Source organism: Streptomyces sp. NPDC048352 (assembly GCF_040651895.1).
Classification (GTDB): domain Bacteria; phylum Actinomycetota; class Actinomycetes; order Streptomycetales; family Streptomycetaceae; genus Streptomyces.
Genome location: NZ_JBEZKZ010000004.1, coordinates 57,274 through 70,857 on the forward strand (window position 1 = coordinate 57,274; position 13,584 = coordinate 70,857).

17 protein-coding genes are annotated in these 13,584 nt (G+C 71.6%); 5 read left to right on the plus strand and 12 right to left on the minus strand.

Translation table 11 applies throughout. The features are described 5' to 3' along the window. Window positions 1–64: 64 nt before the first annotated feature. Window positions 65–415 (minus strand): hypothetical protein, encoded by a 351-nt coding sequence (locus tag AB0D45_RS03715; RefSeq protein ID WP_362455113.1) that lies wholly within the window; start codon window positions 413–415, stop codon window positions 65–67. A 211-nt stretch (window positions 416–626) separates the two neighbouring features. After that, window positions 627–1,097, minus strand: coding sequence for a DUF5956 family protein (locus AB0D45_RS03720; RefSeq protein ID WP_362455114.1), 471 nt, complete (start codon window positions 1,095–1,097; stop codon window positions 627–629). Between the two features lie 291 nt (window positions 1,098–1,388). Here AB0D45_RS03720 and AB0D45_RS03725 point away from each other — a divergent pair, with 291 nt between their 5' ends. Continuing rightward, the gene (locus AB0D45_RS03725) at window positions 1,389–1,952 is read left to right on the plus strand and encodes a dihydrofolate reductase family protein (RefSeq protein WP_362455115.1); all 564 of its coding nucleotides are present in this window, start codon (window positions 1,389–1,391) and stop codon (window positions 1,950–1,952) included. Between the two features lie 451 nt (window positions 1,953–2,403). Here the strand turns inward: AB0D45_RS03725 and AB0D45_RS03730 are convergent, their stop codons facing one another. Further along, the gene (locus AB0D45_RS03730) at window positions 2,404–2,862 is read right to left on the minus strand and encodes a hypothetical protein (protein WP_362455116.1); all 459 of its coding nucleotides are present in this window, start codon (window positions 2,860–2,862) and stop codon (window positions 2,404–2,406) included. Between the two features lie 235 nt (window positions 2,863–3,097). Then, window positions 3,098–3,352: a hypothetical protein gene (locus AB0D45_RS03735; RefSeq protein WP_362455117.1), complete on the minus strand. Its 255-nt coding sequence runs from the start codon at window positions 3,350–3,352 to the stop codon at window positions 3,098–3,100. A 311-nt stretch (window positions 3,353–3,663) separates the two neighbouring features. On the opposite strand from AB0D45_RS03735, the gene AB0D45_RS03740 reads away from it, so the two are divergent. Beyond that, on the plus strand, window positions 3,664–4,482 hold the full coding sequence (locus tag AB0D45_RS03740; RefSeq protein WP_362455118.1) for a neutral zinc metallopeptidase: 819 nt from the start codon (window positions 3,664–3,666) through the stop codon (window positions 4,480–4,482). Between the two features lie 195 nt (window positions 4,483–4,677). On the opposite strand, the gene AB0D45_RS03745 is transcribed toward AB0D45_RS03740, so the two are convergent. The 5 genes from AB0D45_RS03745 to AB0D45_RS03765 form a co-directional block, all read right to left on the minus strand. Beyond that, a complete protein-coding gene (locus AB0D45_RS03745; RefSeq protein ID WP_362455119.1) occupies window positions 4,678–5,028 on the minus strand; it encodes a hypothetical protein in 351 nt (116 codons plus the stop codon). A 124-nt stretch (window positions 5,029–5,152) separates the two neighbouring features. Beyond that, window positions 5,153–6,601 (minus strand): hypothetical protein, encoded by a 1,449-nt coding sequence (locus AB0D45_RS03750; protein WP_362455120.1) that lies wholly within the window; start codon window positions 6,599–6,601, stop codon window positions 5,153–5,155. A gap of 125 nt (window positions 6,602–6,726) precedes the next feature. Then, window positions 6,727–8,001, minus strand: coding sequence for a pyroglutamyl peptidase (locus AB0D45_RS03755; protein ID WP_362455121.1), 1,275 nt, complete (start codon window positions 7,999–8,001; stop codon window positions 6,727–6,729). 57 nt (window positions 8,002–8,058) lie between these two features. Next, window positions 8,059–8,691, minus strand: a complete 633-nt coding sequence (locus AB0D45_RS03760) for a hypothetical protein (RefSeq protein WP_362455122.1) — start codon at window positions 8,689–8,691, stop codon at window positions 8,059–8,061. A gap of 177 nt (window positions 8,692–8,868) precedes the next feature. Continuing rightward, window positions 8,869–9,249 carry a hypothetical protein gene (locus AB0D45_RS03765; protein WP_362455123.1) on the minus strand — a complete coding sequence of 127 codons (381 nt, stop codon included), beginning with the start codon at window positions 9,247–9,249 and terminating at the stop codon, window positions 8,869–8,871. Between the two features lie 27 nt (window positions 9,250–9,276). Between AB0D45_RS03765 and AB0D45_RS03770 the strand changes: the two genes are divergently transcribed. Beyond that, a complete protein-coding gene (locus tag AB0D45_RS03770) occupies window positions 9,277–9,486 on the plus strand; it encodes a hypothetical protein (RefSeq protein WP_362455124.1) in 210 nt (69 codons plus the stop codon). A 58-nt stretch (window positions 9,487–9,544) separates the two neighbouring features. On the opposite strand, the gene AB0D45_RS03775 is transcribed toward AB0D45_RS03770, so the two are convergent. Both AB0D45_RS03775 and AB0D45_RS03780 read right to left on the minus strand, forming a co-directional pair. After that, entirely contained in the window at window positions 9,545–10,114 is a 570-nt protein-coding gene (locus tag AB0D45_RS03775; protein ID WP_362455125.1) for a GNAT family N-acetyltransferase, read from the minus strand. Window positions 10,115–10,504: 390 nt separating this feature from the next. Then, the gene (locus AB0D45_RS03780) at window positions 10,505–10,903 is read right to left on the minus strand and encodes a hypothetical protein (RefSeq protein ID WP_362455126.1); all 399 of its coding nucleotides are present in this window, start codon (window positions 10,901–10,903) and stop codon (window positions 10,505–10,507) included. Window positions 10,904–11,199: 296 nt separating this feature from the next. On the opposite strand from AB0D45_RS03780, the gene AB0D45_RS03785 reads away from it, so the two are divergent. Together AB0D45_RS03785 and AB0D45_RS03790 are read left to right on the plus strand one after the other, a co-directional pair. Next, a complete protein-coding gene (locus AB0D45_RS03785; RefSeq protein ID WP_362455127.1) occupies window positions 11,200–11,865 on the plus strand; it encodes a hypothetical protein in 666 nt (221 codons plus the stop codon). Window positions 11,866–11,962: 97 nt separating this feature from the next. Beyond that, window positions 11,963–12,310, plus strand: a complete 348-nt coding sequence (locus AB0D45_RS03790) for a VOC family protein (protein ID WP_362455128.1) — start codon at window positions 11,963–11,965, stop codon at window positions 12,308–12,310. Between the two features lie 115 nt (window positions 12,311–12,425). On the opposite strand, the gene AB0D45_RS03795 is transcribed toward AB0D45_RS03790, so the two are convergent. Then, the gene (locus tag AB0D45_RS03795) at window positions 12,426–13,487 is read right to left on the minus strand and encodes a serine hydrolase domain-containing protein (RefSeq protein WP_362455129.1); all 1,062 of its coding nucleotides are present in this window, start codon (window positions 13,485–13,487) and stop codon (window positions 12,426–12,428) included. Between the last annotated feature and the right edge of the window lie 97 nt (window positions 13,488–13,584).

Consider the following 13,584-nt stretch of genomic DNA (forward strand, 5'->3'; position numbering starts at 1 on the left):
CCGCGCCCGCCGTGCCGCCCGGCGCCACACACGTGCCCCGTCGGATTCCCCTTTCGGGACGCCCCTAGCTTCGGCGCAGGCGCAGGCGCAGGCGCCGGGCCAGGGGGGTCAGGCGCGTGTGGCGCCGGCTCCTCGGCGATCGGGGCGCGACGGGGGTGCGCCCGTCCCCTCCTTGCCGGCGGTGCCAGGGGCCGTCGGGCGACAGCGCGGGCGCCTGACGTTCCGCTTGTGCCCGGATCTCGTGGTGGGCCTCGTACGAGGTCACCCGGTACGCCTCCTCCCACGAGGCCAACGCCGCGCCGATAGCCGCGCCGGAAGTCCCGCGGGCCCGCACACGCCGCGCCAGCGCTGTCAGGCCGAGCACGACGGCGCCCAGCCCACCGAAGATCGCCAGGAGCGGCAGCACGTCGTCCATGCACCAACCCTACGCAACCCGCCATCCCTCTGCGATCGTTGCGATCGCGCCCCGTCCCGGGGCACGCCCCACGTGCAGCGGCCCGGCCGGGCCCGCGTCCGACCGCCGACAGACCAGAGCCCGGTAGATCCCGGCCAAAGCGACGATCGCGCAGGGCCGTCGCTCCGCACCCACACCATGCTGACGAACCACTATCGACAAAAACCCCGTCTCAGCTGGACGACTGATCGTCCCTTCCGGCAAGGACGCTCAGCTCGTCCGCACAGAGCTCCACGAATCCAGCGGACAGGCCCACGGGAACCGCGCGGGCCTCGGCCTCGGTGCACAGGTGCTCGAGTACGTGGTCCACACACTCGAACCCGCCCACGGGGTGCAGCAGCCACAGCCGGCCCACCGGGCGTGGTGGGATCCCGACGCGGGCCAAGTCCCCGGCGGCATCCCTCTCCTGCCTCTGCCACTCGGCCTGGGAGACCGGGCGGCAGATGACCTCCAGCACGTGGTCCGCCGCGTCCAGGGTGGTGTCGATCTGCCAGCGAGTCGACCGGTCGGGCACCCAGGTGCGCGCACCCGGGGGCCACACGTAGGGCAGGAACACCCACATCGGAGCGTCCGGTGCCAGCGACCAGCCCCACTCCCCCAACTCCCGCACCTCCGGCAACCGGTCCGGCTCCAACTCGGTCACCCCGGACCTACGCTCCGCCAGCCGATGCGGACGCGCACTCGCATCCCATGACATATCACTCACGCTACCCGCCGCGGGACCGGGACCGGCGCCGCCAGCAGTGCAGTCCCGGGCGGTGGCACGGAGCCGCCGGGGCGGCCGGCATGGGCCGCATGGGCGGCATGGAGCAGCGTGTCTGCGGGGCCGGGAGACACAGCAGAGCCAAGGTGTTCTGGCGCGCGTCACTGACGGCGGAGCTGGGCGCAGTCCGCCGGCTGTACGCGTGGGACCGACTCACGGAAGGATGGCGTCATGCGGAAACTGATCTACGGCATGAACCTGAGCCTGGACGGCTACATCGCCGCGCCCGGTGACGACATCGGCTGGAGCGTGCCGAGCGACGAGCTCTTCCAGTTCTGGTCGGACCAGTTGCAGGCGACCGACCTGACGCTGTACGGGCGCAAGCTGTGGCAGACGATGAGCTCCTACTGGCCGACCGGCGACCAGCAGCCCGACGCCACCTCGGCGGAGATCGAGTTCGCGCGCCGCTGGCGGGACATGTCGAAGGTGGTGTTCTCCTCGACGATCGACGAGGTCGACTGGAACACCCGCCTGGTCACCGGCGACGCGGTCGCCGAGATCACCCGGCTCAAGGCCGAGGACGGCGGCCCGATGGACATCGGCGGCGCGACGCTCGCCGGAGCGGCCATGCGGGCCGGGCTGATCGACGAGTACGTACTGGCCACCGCGCCGGTCCTGGTGGGCGGCGGCACGCCGTTCTTCACCGCGCTGGACAGCTGGGTGAACCTGAACCTGGTGGAGACCCGGACTCTTCCCTGCGGCGTGATCCTGACCAGGTACGAGACGAGGCGCTGAACGCCCGACGGGGTGAGAACCCCGACCAGCGAGTCTCACGAAGACCGCACAGGTGCCGCCGATGCGCCATCGGAGACAGGACTGCGCGACGCCCTACAACTCGTCAGGTGTTGCCATGTCGACGAAGCGCGAGCAGTTCCCTTGGGAGGCCACGGTGAGGGTGCCCGTCGGTCCATTCTGAGAGGCGTCGCGCGCCGCCCAGGCGATCTGGGTAAGGGCTGTCCCGTAAACGATCTCTGTCTCAGGGGTGTCGCGAGTAGTCAGGGTGATCAGCGTAGGGTGAGGCAAGGTCGAGCAGGTCGTCGCATGGCCAGCTTTCGCCCTCGTACTGGCAGTCATCGCGGTTGGGCGTCGCACGCCTGCACAAACTCAACCTCGCCGGATAGCGAGCGGCCGGAACATCAGCCCGGTCATCTGTCCACCAACCTGAAGGGCACTTACGGGGCATCCCTCAGTAGATGATCCATGCCTGCCGGGGAAGGATGTGGTGTGCGTCGTCCAGTACGTGTTCAGCGAAGATCACTGGGCGTGTCACTAGGTGATCGGCTACACGCTGTACGTTGACCACCAGCCCGAGGCTCCATGAGCCCGGGATACCGGTGCCCAGGTAGCCGAGCTCGAGATCGTCTTCGGGGAACCGTGCCTCGGCACGGTCGGTCATCCACCGTTCCACCTCGGAAGGCACGCGGCCCGTCAGGGCCACTCCTTCGGCGAGGACCTGTGGTCCCCGCAGGCCATCGACAGTGAGCCCCTCGAGCTTCTCCTCCCGGTTGTAGAAGAGGGAAAGCCCGAACTCCCGGTACCCGCCCTCCTCCCTGGCCTCCCGACCGTCACCGAGCTGTGTGGTGATGAACCATTGAGTCTCTGTCGTCACGCGGGCAAGGACGGCCGATACCTCGTCGGGGTTCATACCGAAACGCAGCGGGCCCACACCCAGATACGGGTTCAGGGTCCACTGAGGACGGTCACTGTCGGGCCGTACATCCCACCTGTCATCCACAGCCACATTCTGAGGCAGTACCTATCTGCCGGTGCCTGCGGCCCCGGGCTCCGCAGAGGTCCGACACCTTCCGGGGCCGTTCGCGCCCGCGTCGAGCACACATTGGCCCACAGGAAGACCCGGAAGATCGTCCACGGCTGCCGGTTCAAGGGCGGAGGGTGCCCACCAAGCCATGCTCGGCATCGGCTGCCTGTACATCACCCCATAAAACAACGGCGGGTCCGCAGTAGCGCACCCTCCGCTTGCCCCAGAAGTCCGCCGCGGCGACCGCCGCGCCCACCTCCGCCGGTGCGCCGGCCAGGAACACCGCCCCGACGACGCGGCCGCCGAAGGTCAGCGCTCCCATCACATCCCACAAGCCGACCCGGAACAGGACCGCCCCCGGCAGCAGCAACCCCACAGCCATGAAGCAGCCGGCCGGCCGCCGCACCCAGGCCCTGTCGGGCCACAGGCGCGGATCCGCCCGCAACGCACCGCACTCGGGTTGCCGAGGTCCACCTCCGGCCCGATCCCGGCCCGCCGCAGCACCCCGCGCAGATCCCGTACGGACCAGGCCCAGCCCCCCGGCACGCCTCCGGCACTGACCTCACGAAGCCCCCGACCGTCCGGGGCATGCGACCGCCTGGTGAGACGGCACAACTCCTGTCCTGGGTTGCCCCCGGCCCGGGCCGGGCGCACGGTGGAGACGAGGTCAAATGTCGGGAGATCGTCATGCGGCACCGCATCCGGCTTGTCGGCTTGTGCTCGGGGCTTCTCACCGCACTGCTCCTTACGGGCGTCGCGCCGGTGCCGCCGCCCACACCCACCGCCCCGGCGGAGCACGCGCAGGACATTCCCACCGGTACGCCCGAGGGGATGGCCGAGTACCTGGACTTCTCCTTCGGCAACGTCGCCCTCTACTGGGCGGAGCACTTCAAGGAGATCGGCCTGAAGGCACCCTCCGCCTTCTACACCGTTCCGATGGCCGGCGAGAGCTACCGCAGTGCCTGCTCCGCGGAACCGGTCACCTCCAACACGCAGGACATCTTCTACTGCCCGGCGGACCGCTACACCAACAAGGAAGGGGTCGTGTTCACCGGCGGGGTCTTCTTCCCGTTCGGCGCGGCGGCGAAGCTGCGCGCCGAGAACGGTGACTTCGCAGTGGCCGCCGTCCTGGCCCATGAGTACGGCCACGAGGTCCAGCACGCCTACATGGAGCAGCGAGGGTGGCGGGACATCGTGCTGATGAACAACGATCGGCCGGTCCTCGACCAGCAGGGCCATGCCTTCCCGGTGAAGGAGTCCGAGCTGATCGCGGACTGCTTCAGCGGTGCCTGGAGCAGGCACGCCGAGCGGCAGGGGTATGTCGACAAGGCCGATCTGAACGCTGCCGTCGATGCCCTGGTGTCGGCCGCAGACAGCGTGGTCGGTGGCGCCCAGCACCCGCACGGGAGCAAGTACGAGCGGACCACGGCCTATGGTCTGGGCTTCGAGCAGGGCGACCCGGAGCGGTGCGTGCGGCAGTACTGGTCCAGTGAGATCTTCGACTGACGCCAAGAGCGCGACTCGGGGCAGCCCCCGTCAGCCAGGGCCAGACCGCCGCCATCGCATGGGCGGCACGGACTCCTCGCCCGTTGTGGTCGCCGACTCATCTCGCGGCGGGTGGCGGTGGTGGGAGCTCGTCCGCGAAGGGGACGAGTGGGCCCGGCCAGGTGAAGGTGACGCGGTGGGAGGGCCTGTCGTACGTCATCGAGGCGCTGCACGGGGCAAGCCCGAACGGCGGTGGATCCATCCGTCGATGGCCAGGGCGCCGATCTCAGCGCGGAAGTCGCCGCCCGGGTACGTGAAGGCATCGACGTCGAGGACCAGGGCCCGGCCGCCGACCAGCTGTTCCGCGTGCAGGGAAGCCCCGAAGGCGAGCCAGGCCGCCTCCAGCCAGTACGGGGTTTGCTTCGAGGGAAGCCGCAGGTACAGCGAGCGGTGGATGAGGAAGGCCGGTGGGGGCGGAGGTCCGTCCGTCTCGTACGCGTCAGCGCGTAGGTCGGCGGCAAAGCCCACTCCGGCGTGGAGGTAGCGGAAGCGGAAGCCTTCGTACATGGCGCACCTCCTTCGCTACGGCGGCCCTCATCCGACCTCAGGCCCTCTGACCGGCCGCAGACCCGCTCGGCCTTCAGGGTGATCGGGCAAAGGTTCGGTAACCCTTCCCGAGGAGCGGTCGGTCTCAGGCCGGGTCCAGTTCCGGATCGCGGGTTTCGTGGATCTCCCAGCCGTCCGCCCGGTCGGAGAGTGCCGCCCGGCGCCGTGTCAGGAACACGCAGGAAGCCACGGCTACGACCGCGGCGAGTACGGCCGCGCCCCACGCGGCGCCCCAGGACATCGGCACCGTCAGCACGAGGACGACGAGACCGTAGGACAGCAGCATGCCGGTGAGCCAGGGCCAGTGCGCCCCCGCCACCACGGCGCTGGGCGCGGGGGAGAGTACCGTGCGGCGCTCCGCGTCGGGCTGCACGGGGGCGGCCGGGACGAGGACCTGCTGGAAGTCCTCGCGGGCCATTTTCAGCCACGCCACCTCACCCTCGTCGGTGACGAAGACGACGGGCTGATCGCTCCTGATCAGACGCCAGTTCCGGGCACCGCACAACCAGCCCGGCCGTGCTCCCATGCGCGCCGCGATGAGGGCAAGGGCGGAGGGCTCGACGTCCTGGTTGCCGACCAGCACCTCGGAACCGTCCTCCAGCTCGATGCGCAGCTTGTGGTCCGACGTCACGCGGACCGTGCCGTCCACGGAGCCCAGCGAGATGTGGTCGGCTCGCCGGGCCGCGGTGATCCGTGCGCGGACGGCGGGCAGTGGCGCCCCGCCGGCCGCGTCGTCACGAAGGGTTCGGGCGGCTGCGTCGACCGGCCGGAGCGGGATCAGCTTCATGGCCAGGACGAACAGCAGGAGTCCCCCGGGAATGATGGCGAACACGGTGCCATAGGCCGGCAGGGAGAACGCGAGCAGAGAGCCCGTCCTCGCGTAACGGCCGAGGTTGCCCGAGTAGTCCACCACGCCACCGAGTTCCGGGGCGGTCGGGGCGTACAACACCTGGTGGGTCTGGCCGGAAACCCCGTAGGCCTGACGCCCGAAGTGTCCGTTCACCACCTCCACCCGCCGCTTGCCCGCAACGGCGCCGTCCCGGGTACGGAGGGGGACTTCAACCGTTACGTCACCGCTGTACATCGGGTACTTGGGGTCGTCCTTGACCAGCCGGTGAGTCGCGACGACGCTGCCCTCGGCTACCTCGGCCCCGGCTTTCTGTATCGCCGCGATCCGCCTCAGGTCATCACCATCCGGACGGGTGGCCAGCTCGGTCACCACGGACACGGCGGGCAGGAGCACCAGCAAGCCCAGCAGCCACTGAAGGATCACGAACCGGCTGAACCGGTCCCAAGGCAGCCGCGTGGGCGGCGCCGGCACCGGCTCGACCTGCCGCCGAGATGCGGCCCGGACCGGCCGGGAACCCGACCACACCCACCCGGCGGTCAGGGCCAAGGCCACCGCCCCGAGTGCGACGACGTCCGGCCGGTACACCGACATGCCCGCACCGAGCAGCAGCCTCCACACGGCCAACACCGCGCACAGCAGTGCGCCCCCACCGAAGTACCTGGTCATCCAGGTGTTCCGCCCCATGGTCCGGAACCTAGCAACTCCGTCGGGGGTGCTGCCGGTGGGCCTCCCCTCTCCGCGGTCCGGCACCCGGACCCGTTCACCTGCCGGACGCCGGCGGGAGCGTCACACGACCCGTCGGGCACTGACTAGCGGGGTACGGCGGCGTGTTGGAGGACGGTGCGGACCTCGGCGGTGATCGCGTTCTCGTTGCGTTCGAACTCGGGGCCGGTCAGCAGTCGGGGGTCGGCGGGCAGGCCGGTGAGTACAGGGGTGTGGAGGTGGCCGCCGGGCAGGTGCGGGGCGAGTTCGGTGCGCAGCCGGTTGGAGCGGTAGGCGACCTCGTTGGAGAGGTAGCCGCCACCGCCGCCGGCCACGGCGCGCGAGCCGGGTGTCGGGCCGTCGGTCCGGTCGACGGGGGTGGTGGCGCCTGCCGGGATCTCGGTCACGTCGGGGTTGAGGAGGACCGGGTACGGGGTCTGGACGGCGGCGGTCACGGCGTCGGCGGGCAGCGTGGTGCGGATGAACTCCGGGCCCGGGCCGAGGCCGGGGGCCGTCACCGGGTGCTCGCGGGTGCCACCGGAGAGGGCGCGGGCGTTGTCGGGGTACGGGTCGGCGGACCGCGCCCGCCCCGCCCAGTCCTCCAGGGTGAAGATGCCGGGGTAGCCCTGGCTGACGGTGGTGATGATGTCGGCCGGGGCGGGTCCGGCGGCCAGGCGGGGGGCGAACGCCCGCTCCACGATGCCGGCGTCGAAGTCGGCGTACCGCACGGGCAGGACGACGGCGCGGATCTCGGCCTGGCTGCCGTCGGCAAGGGTGACGCGCATTCCGTTGAGCTGGAGGGCGGCGGATCCCGAGGGGTTGGCGCGGCGGATCTCCGCGTCGAGCCCGAAGGGGTCGAAGCCGCTGATGAAGACGCGTCGTACGCCGGGAGCGGCCCGGAAGGCGTTGTCGGTGAGGCCGCGGGAGGCGTCTTCGAAGCGGGCGCGGAGCGCCGCCCGGTCGACGGTGAAGGCCGGCTGCCAGCGGGCGAGTGCGGCGGTCATGGAGAGCCGTGCCCAGTACAGGGGGCGGTCGTCGCCGGGGGCGAGGTCGCCGCCGGGCCGCTGCCCTTGGGCGCGCCGTACGGAGGCCTGCCAGAGGGCCTGGCCCCAGGAGTCGAGGAGCCGTTCGGCATCGGCGGGGGTACGTGTCGTGCACAGGGCGGCGGGGAAGCGCCGTACGAAGTCCGCGAACCCGGCTCGTTCGACCAGGGCGGTGGTGCGGGTGTCCGCGAGGCGTGCCTGTTCGGCGTCGAGCGGTACGGAGGCCGGGGGGTGGCAGGCGGGGGTGGCGTCGGCGGCGTGCGCGGGCGAGGCGAGGGTCACGGGGAGGACGGTGACGAGGAGGGCGGCGGCCGATGCCGCACGGCGTAAGAGCAACATGCGATGTGACATTACATAGCGGTTTTCACCCCCACCAGGCCCATCTGCGACATGCCGTCAGGGCCGCAGGCCCGCGCGCCTGAGTGTGATCTCGGACAGGGCCGTGACGACTTCCCGGTCACCGCGACGCCAGGCGTCCGCGAGACCGCCCGGCGGGGCGGGGATCGCACGGAGGTCGCCCGGCGGGCCGGTGAGGGCGCGCAGCGCGAGGAGGTCGGCGCCTCCGGGTGCGTCGGACAGGCTGCGGACGGCGGCGCTGCGACGGATCCAACGCAGGCGCAGGGGAAGCCACACCAGGAGTACGAAGGCTGCGGGGACGACGATCAGGACGACTGCGGTCAGGGTGGCCAACTGGCTGACGGCGTCCTGCAGGGACCGTCCGGCGTCGGCGAGCCCGGTGCCGGCGTCGGCCGCGGACTGGAACGGCTTCTCCAGGAGGCCGCCGACCAGCGGCACGTCCGAGGCCTTTTCACCGGCGTCGCCGAGGGCGCCGGCGAAGCCTTCGCCGGCGCTCTCCACCTTCCGTCCCGGTTCGGCCAGCTGCATGATCGCGTCGTGGACGGCCAGCGCGAACCACACCGCGCCGGCGATCACGACCACGGCGATCAGGTCCGCGAGGATCTGGCGGTTCCGCCGTGCGGGGGTCTGGGCGTAGAGAAGCATCGGCTGCTCCGCTCCTGTTCCGGTCATGCGTGGAGGGGCCGGCCCCGGCGGCCGGCGCAGGGTGTGCGGTGCCGGCCGCCGGGGCTGGTCGTTGCTCGACCGTACGTCGGCACCGGCCCTCCCGCCGGTGTTGCCGGGTAAACGTACGCACCACGTTGCCGGGTCGGCGCAGCAGCGGCGGCCGCGGGCGGGCACGCCGCCCGGTCAGGAGTCGGCGCAGGCGTAGTGGTCGGCGTACGCCTGGAGGTGGGGAGGGGGCGGGCTCTCGGCGTCGGCGGAGTTCGCGTGCATCCACAGTTCGTTCTCCACGACGAAGCGGTACGCGAACTCCTCGAAGGTGTCGGCGCACCGCGTCAGCGAGGAGGCCACCGCGGCACGGGCCTCCTCGGTCGGCTCCCCCTGCGCCCACCAGCCGGCGGACTCCAGTTCCACGTGCGAGAAGACCACGGACGCCTCGCCGGAGGGGCGCAGGTACAGGTACCAGATGACGCAGTCCTGCTGGTCGCGCAGGAACCGCACGAGACGGGTGCCTTCCTCGGCCGGGCTGTGCAGCGGACCGGAGAGGTGGCTCCAGCAGGCCGTCACCGAGACCTCGTCGAAGGTGCCGCAGAGGTGCTCGCTGCCGTAGAAGGCGGCGAAGCCGTCGGGGAGCGCCAGTCCGGCGTCGGCCAGTTCCCGCTCCAGGGCGGCAAGATGCTCCGTGTGCTCGGAGCGCGGCCCGTGCGCCCCGTCCAGCCGCGCGTTCTCTTCGATGCGGCGGACGGGCGGGCGGAGCAGAGCGGCGCGCAGTGGTACGCGCCGGCCCCGCCGCCTGGGTGCTGACCGTTACGGTCGGACCGGGTGACGGCTCCGGCCTCGTCGTCAGCTGTCTGCCGGCGGCTCAGCGGCAGGGCATGCTCATGTAGAGCGCCTGCTCACCCTCGGATTCGGTGCCGTGGTAGAGCGTGGTGTCCAGGCCGCAGAAGGCGAAGCCCATCCGGCGGTAGGCGTGGATGGCCGGGGCGTTGACGTTGCTCACTTCCAACCAGACGTGGTCGGCGCCGCGTTCGTGGGCGAAGTCCACCGCGAGGTCCATCAGCGCACGGCCGACGCCCCGGCCCCGGTGCTTCGGGGCGACCTCGATGTCCTCGACGGTCAGGCGCCGGTTCCACGGTGAGTAGGACACGGCGGCGAAGCCGGCGAGACCGCCGTCGGCAGCGACGGCCACGAAGGTACGGCTGTCGGCGTCCTCGTCCTCCGCCTCGTCGTCCTCGGCACTGCCGTCGTCCTCGGGGAACACCTTGACCAGCGGCGGGTCCACCGGGACCTCGCGCAGGGCGAAGCCGTCCTCGGTCACGGCCACTTCGAAGACGGTGTCGGTGGTGAAGGATCCGTCAAGGGACTCGATGGCCCCGGTGTCCTCAGGGCGGGCGGTACGGAACTGGTACGTCGTGTCCTGGGTCATGGTCATGACCCGAGGCTATGACCGGCCTGCCCTGGTGAGGGCGGGTTTCGGCCGGATGGGCGACTCGGCCGCCGCCGGAGCCGCCGCGGCCTTCCCCACGGCGCCGTGCTCGGGGGGCGGCTCACCGCGGCCCGGCCGCACCGCCTGACCCGCCCATGAGAACCAGCCCGGCAGCCTCTCCCCAGCGGACGCCAGTGCCGGCGGCGGGCCGGCTCCGGTGGGTCGCGTCGTGGGAGGCCGAGCCGTCGGCAGGGGCGGGGTCTGAAGGCTCTGGTACCGGGCCAGTGCTGCCGCCTGTCCGTCCGTGCGGTCCAGGACGAGCATCAGCTGCCGCGCGTGCGGGCCGCCCCAGCTGCGCGGGGCGGCAGGCATCGGCCGCTTCGCGTGCCTGCGGCGCTACTCGGCCCCCGTCTTCTCCAGCTCTGTGAGCCGGGCAAGGATGCGCCTCGGCAGTTCCGCAGCCGTGAGCTGGAACGGGCTCCAGCGGTCCTTGGCATCCGGCTTCATCGACGCCGAGAACCGGAAGCGGCCTCTGCTGTTGGGCTCCGTCACCATCTCTCCGAACGTCCCGCTCGGGATCAGCCAGGCCGTCATGACGGCCCCCCGCTCGACGTCCACGGCGACGAACAGCATGTCCAGGTCGGTTCGCGGCTGAAACGTCTGCGACCGTACGAAGGCCATCAGCCTGCCCTGTTGAACCTGCGTCCCGGTGGACATCCTCGCCTTCACCTGCACCGCCAGGGTCGCGGAGCTCCCGCGGCGATGGAAGACGAGGTCCACGCCCTCGTCGTCCACGAGCGAAGTGGAAACGTTCAACTCGCCGCCCGTGGCTGAGGATGGACGAGGCCGCGACCAGGTATTCCGCGGCCTTGCCCATCCGTGCGGCCGCTGGGCTCTTGTCCAGGTAGTCCTCGTCGTCACTCATGACGGGAATCTGTCGAGCGCCGGCTCACGGTGCGCATCCCTCAGGAACACGGCCCGGATCGACAGGCCCGGAAAGGGCAGCCCTTGATCACGGAGTCCCGCTCCCTTTACGTGCCCGTGCCGTCGCGGTTACCTGAAGGCACGCGTACGAGCCACGGGGGGCGGGCATGGCGGGCTGGCAAGGGGGATGGGGGCGCGGGCTGTGGCGGACCGCGCTGGCGGTGGCCGCGCCGCCGCTGGCCGCGGCCCTGGCGTTCGGGGTGGCCTGGGAGTCGGCGTACGGGCCGTTGGGCCCCTGGGAGTTCTTCCTCGGCGGGCTGCTGCTCCCGCTGGCCCTGCTCGGTTGGCACGCCGCCCGCGCCGCGCGGCGCGGGGCCTCGCTCATCTCGCTGTCCGCCCTCCCGGCCGGCTTCGGCGCCTTCTTCGCGCTCGTGTCCGTGGGGCACGGTGCGCTGGAAGACCGGGGCGTCGAGATCAGCTGCGTCGTGCTGGAGGTCGGCAAGCACACCCGGACGGAGTCCTCCATGGACGCCCAAGGACACTGGACCTCCACGACCCGCACCTTGTACGACCACCATCTGGACTGCCCCGCGGGCGGCCCGGAGCACCTGGACATCCCCTCGCGGCTCGCGGAGGAGGGCGAGTCGCTGGCGGTGCTGCGCGACCCGCAGGGCAAGGTCTCCCCGCGGGCTGCCGGGGACGCCCACGGCTGGGGCCTGCGCACCGCGGCCGCGGTGACGGTCGGAGCGGCGGTGCTGCTGGGGCTGGCCGGCGGGATCCGCGAGGCGTACGAGAAGCGGCGCCGAAGGCCGCGACGCCCGACACGGCGGTGAGACGCCCCGCTCGGCCACCTCGCGGAGTGCGACGGTCGGTGTGGTGCAGTACTCCTGGAAACCGTCAACGCCGGTCTGTTGTCCCCGGGAGTCACCGATGGCCGTTCGCCGTGTCGTACCCAATGTCCACTCGCAAGCCCCGCGGGAAAGCCGGGAGTTCTACGGCCTGCTCGGATTCCAGGAGGTGATGAACCACGGCTGGATCATGACGCTCGCGGCCCCGTCCAGTCCGACGGCGCAGATCAGCTTCATGGCCGGCGACAAGACCGCACCCGTCGCTCCCGATATGAGCATCGAAGTGGATGACGTGGACGCGGCCTACGCGGCCGTGCGGGAGAGCGGCGCGGAGATCGTTCACCCCCTGCAGGACGAGGAGTGGGGGGTACGCCGGTTCTTCGTCCGTGATCCCAACGGCCTGGTGGTCAACGTGCTCGGCCACCGCTGACGGGCCCCAGGACCTCGGCAAGGCCCCCTCGCCGTCGGCCGGACGGGTGGCGATGCGCTGGACCCCGGTGGAGGGACGCGCGGCCCTCCGCGAGGTCGGGCGGCAGGGTCGACGGCTATGAGGCGTCGCGCGCGCAGACCCGCCCCTGGAGGGTGCGGAGCAGGTCGAAGGCGGCGGCGTCGACGCCGCGCTGGGTGTTGCTCAGGACAATGACGGCCGTGCCGGTCTCGGGGTCGAAGCCGGCGAAGGAGGAGAAGCCTCCCGTCCCGCCGTTGTGCCAAATCTGGAGGTGGGCGCCCTGGCGGGGGTGGAGGCGGTGGGCGGTCCAGCCGAGGTGCATCCAGGTGAAGCGGGTGCTGCGGTGCTCGACCTGCCGGGAGAGGCGGATCGCCTCCGCGAGCTCGGCAGGGCCGCCGTCCAGCTGGGCCCGTACGTAGGACACCAGGTCGGTCGCGGACGACCACAGCCCGCCCGCCCCCGCGAGGTCCGCCAGGTTCCACGGCGGGGTGGGGCGCCTCTTCCTGTCGTGGCCCTGGGCGAGCCGGCCGGGCCGGGTGGCGTGGGCCGCCACCAGGGTGTCGGACATGCCGAGCGGGGCACACACCTGTGAGCCGACCAGTTCCCCGTACGTGATGCCGGCGCGGCGGGCCAGGGCCAGCCCGAGGAGTCCGGCTCCGAGGTTGGAGTAGTGCATCCGGCGGCCCGGAGCCGAGCGGAGGCGGGTGCGGGCCAGCCCGGACAGCAACGCGTCGGCGGTGCAGTCGGCGTACGGGTCCGGAGTGCGGGGGCGCAGCAGGGCCCGGAGCATCATGCCCTTGGGCAGGCGGGGCAGGCCGGAGGTGTGGGTGGCCAGGTGCCGCAGGGTGATGTCCTGCCCGTCCCGCGACGGTACGGCCGTGCCGTCGGGGAGGAGCCGGGCCAGCGGCTCGTCGAGCTCCACCGCGCCCGTGACCGCCATCCGGGCGAGGGTCAGCGCGGTGAAGGTCTTGGTCACCGAGCCGATCTCGAACAGCGTGTCCGCGCCCGGGGTCCCGCTGCCGGTCCCACCGGCGGATCCCGCACCTGCGAACCCCACGTGCCCGTCGGCGACGGCGGCGACCACGACACCGACGTGCTGTCGGGCGAGCCGCTCGGCGGTCGCGAGGGCGAGCGAATCGATTTCCTGAGCCCAGTCCATGCCTGAATCATCCCGGCGGACGATCAACCGCCGACAGCGCCCGCAAGATGATTCCCGGCCGCCGCCGGTGCGACTTGAGGAGGAGCAGGTCCGATAC

What these genes read in the sequence shown, in the direction of transcription:
- AB0D45_RS03745 (WP_362455119.1), bottom strand. Translation starts at nt 5,028, where the DNA reads ATGTACGAAGGCTTCCGCTTCCGCTACCTCCACGCCGGAGTGGGCTTT.
- AB0D45_RS03760 (WP_362455122.1), bottom strand. Translation starts at nt 8,691, where the DNA reads ATGACCGGAACAGGAGCGGAGCAGCCGATGCTTCTCTACGCCCAGACC.
- AB0D45_RS03795 (WP_362455129.1), bottom strand. Translation starts at nt 13,487, where the DNA reads ATGGACTGGGCTCAGGAAATCGATTCGCTCGCCCTCGCGACCGCCGAG.
- AB0D45_RS03755 (WP_362455121.1), bottom strand. Translation starts at nt 8,001, where the DNA reads ATGTTGCTCTTACGCCGTGCGGCATCGGCCGCCGCCCTCCTCGTCACC.
- AB0D45_RS03790 (WP_362455128.1), top strand. Translation starts at nt 11,963, where the DNA reads ATGGCCGTTCGCCGTGTCGTACCCAATGTCCACTCGCAAGCCCCGCGG.
- AB0D45_RS03775 (WP_362455125.1), bottom strand. Translation starts at nt 10,114, where the DNA reads ATGACCATGACCCAGGACACGACGTACCAGTTCCGTACCGCCCGCCCT.
- AB0D45_RS03715 (WP_362455113.1), bottom strand. Translation starts at nt 415, where the DNA reads ATGGACGACGTGCTGCCGCTCCTGGCGATCTTCGGTGGGCTGGGCGCC.
- AB0D45_RS03725 (WP_362455115.1), top strand. Translation starts at nt 1,389, where the DNA reads ATGCGGAAACTGATCTACGGCATGAACCTGAGCCTGGACGGCTACATC.
- AB0D45_RS03740 (WP_362455118.1), top strand. Translation starts at nt 3,664, where the DNA reads ATGCGGCACCGCATCCGGCTTGTCGGCTTGTGCTCGGGGCTTCTCACC.
- AB0D45_RS03785 (WP_362455127.1), top strand. Translation starts at nt 11,200, where the DNA reads ATGGCGGGCTGGCAAGGGGGATGGGGGCGCGGGCTGTGGCGGACCGCG.
- AB0D45_RS03730 (WP_362455116.1), bottom strand. Translation starts at nt 2,862, where the DNA reads ATGAACCCCGACGAGGTATCGGCCGTCCTTGCCCGCGTGACGACAGAG.
- AB0D45_RS03750 (WP_362455120.1), bottom strand. Translation starts at nt 6,601, where the DNA reads ATGGGGCGGAACACCTGGATGACCAGGTACTTCGGTGGGGGCGCACTG.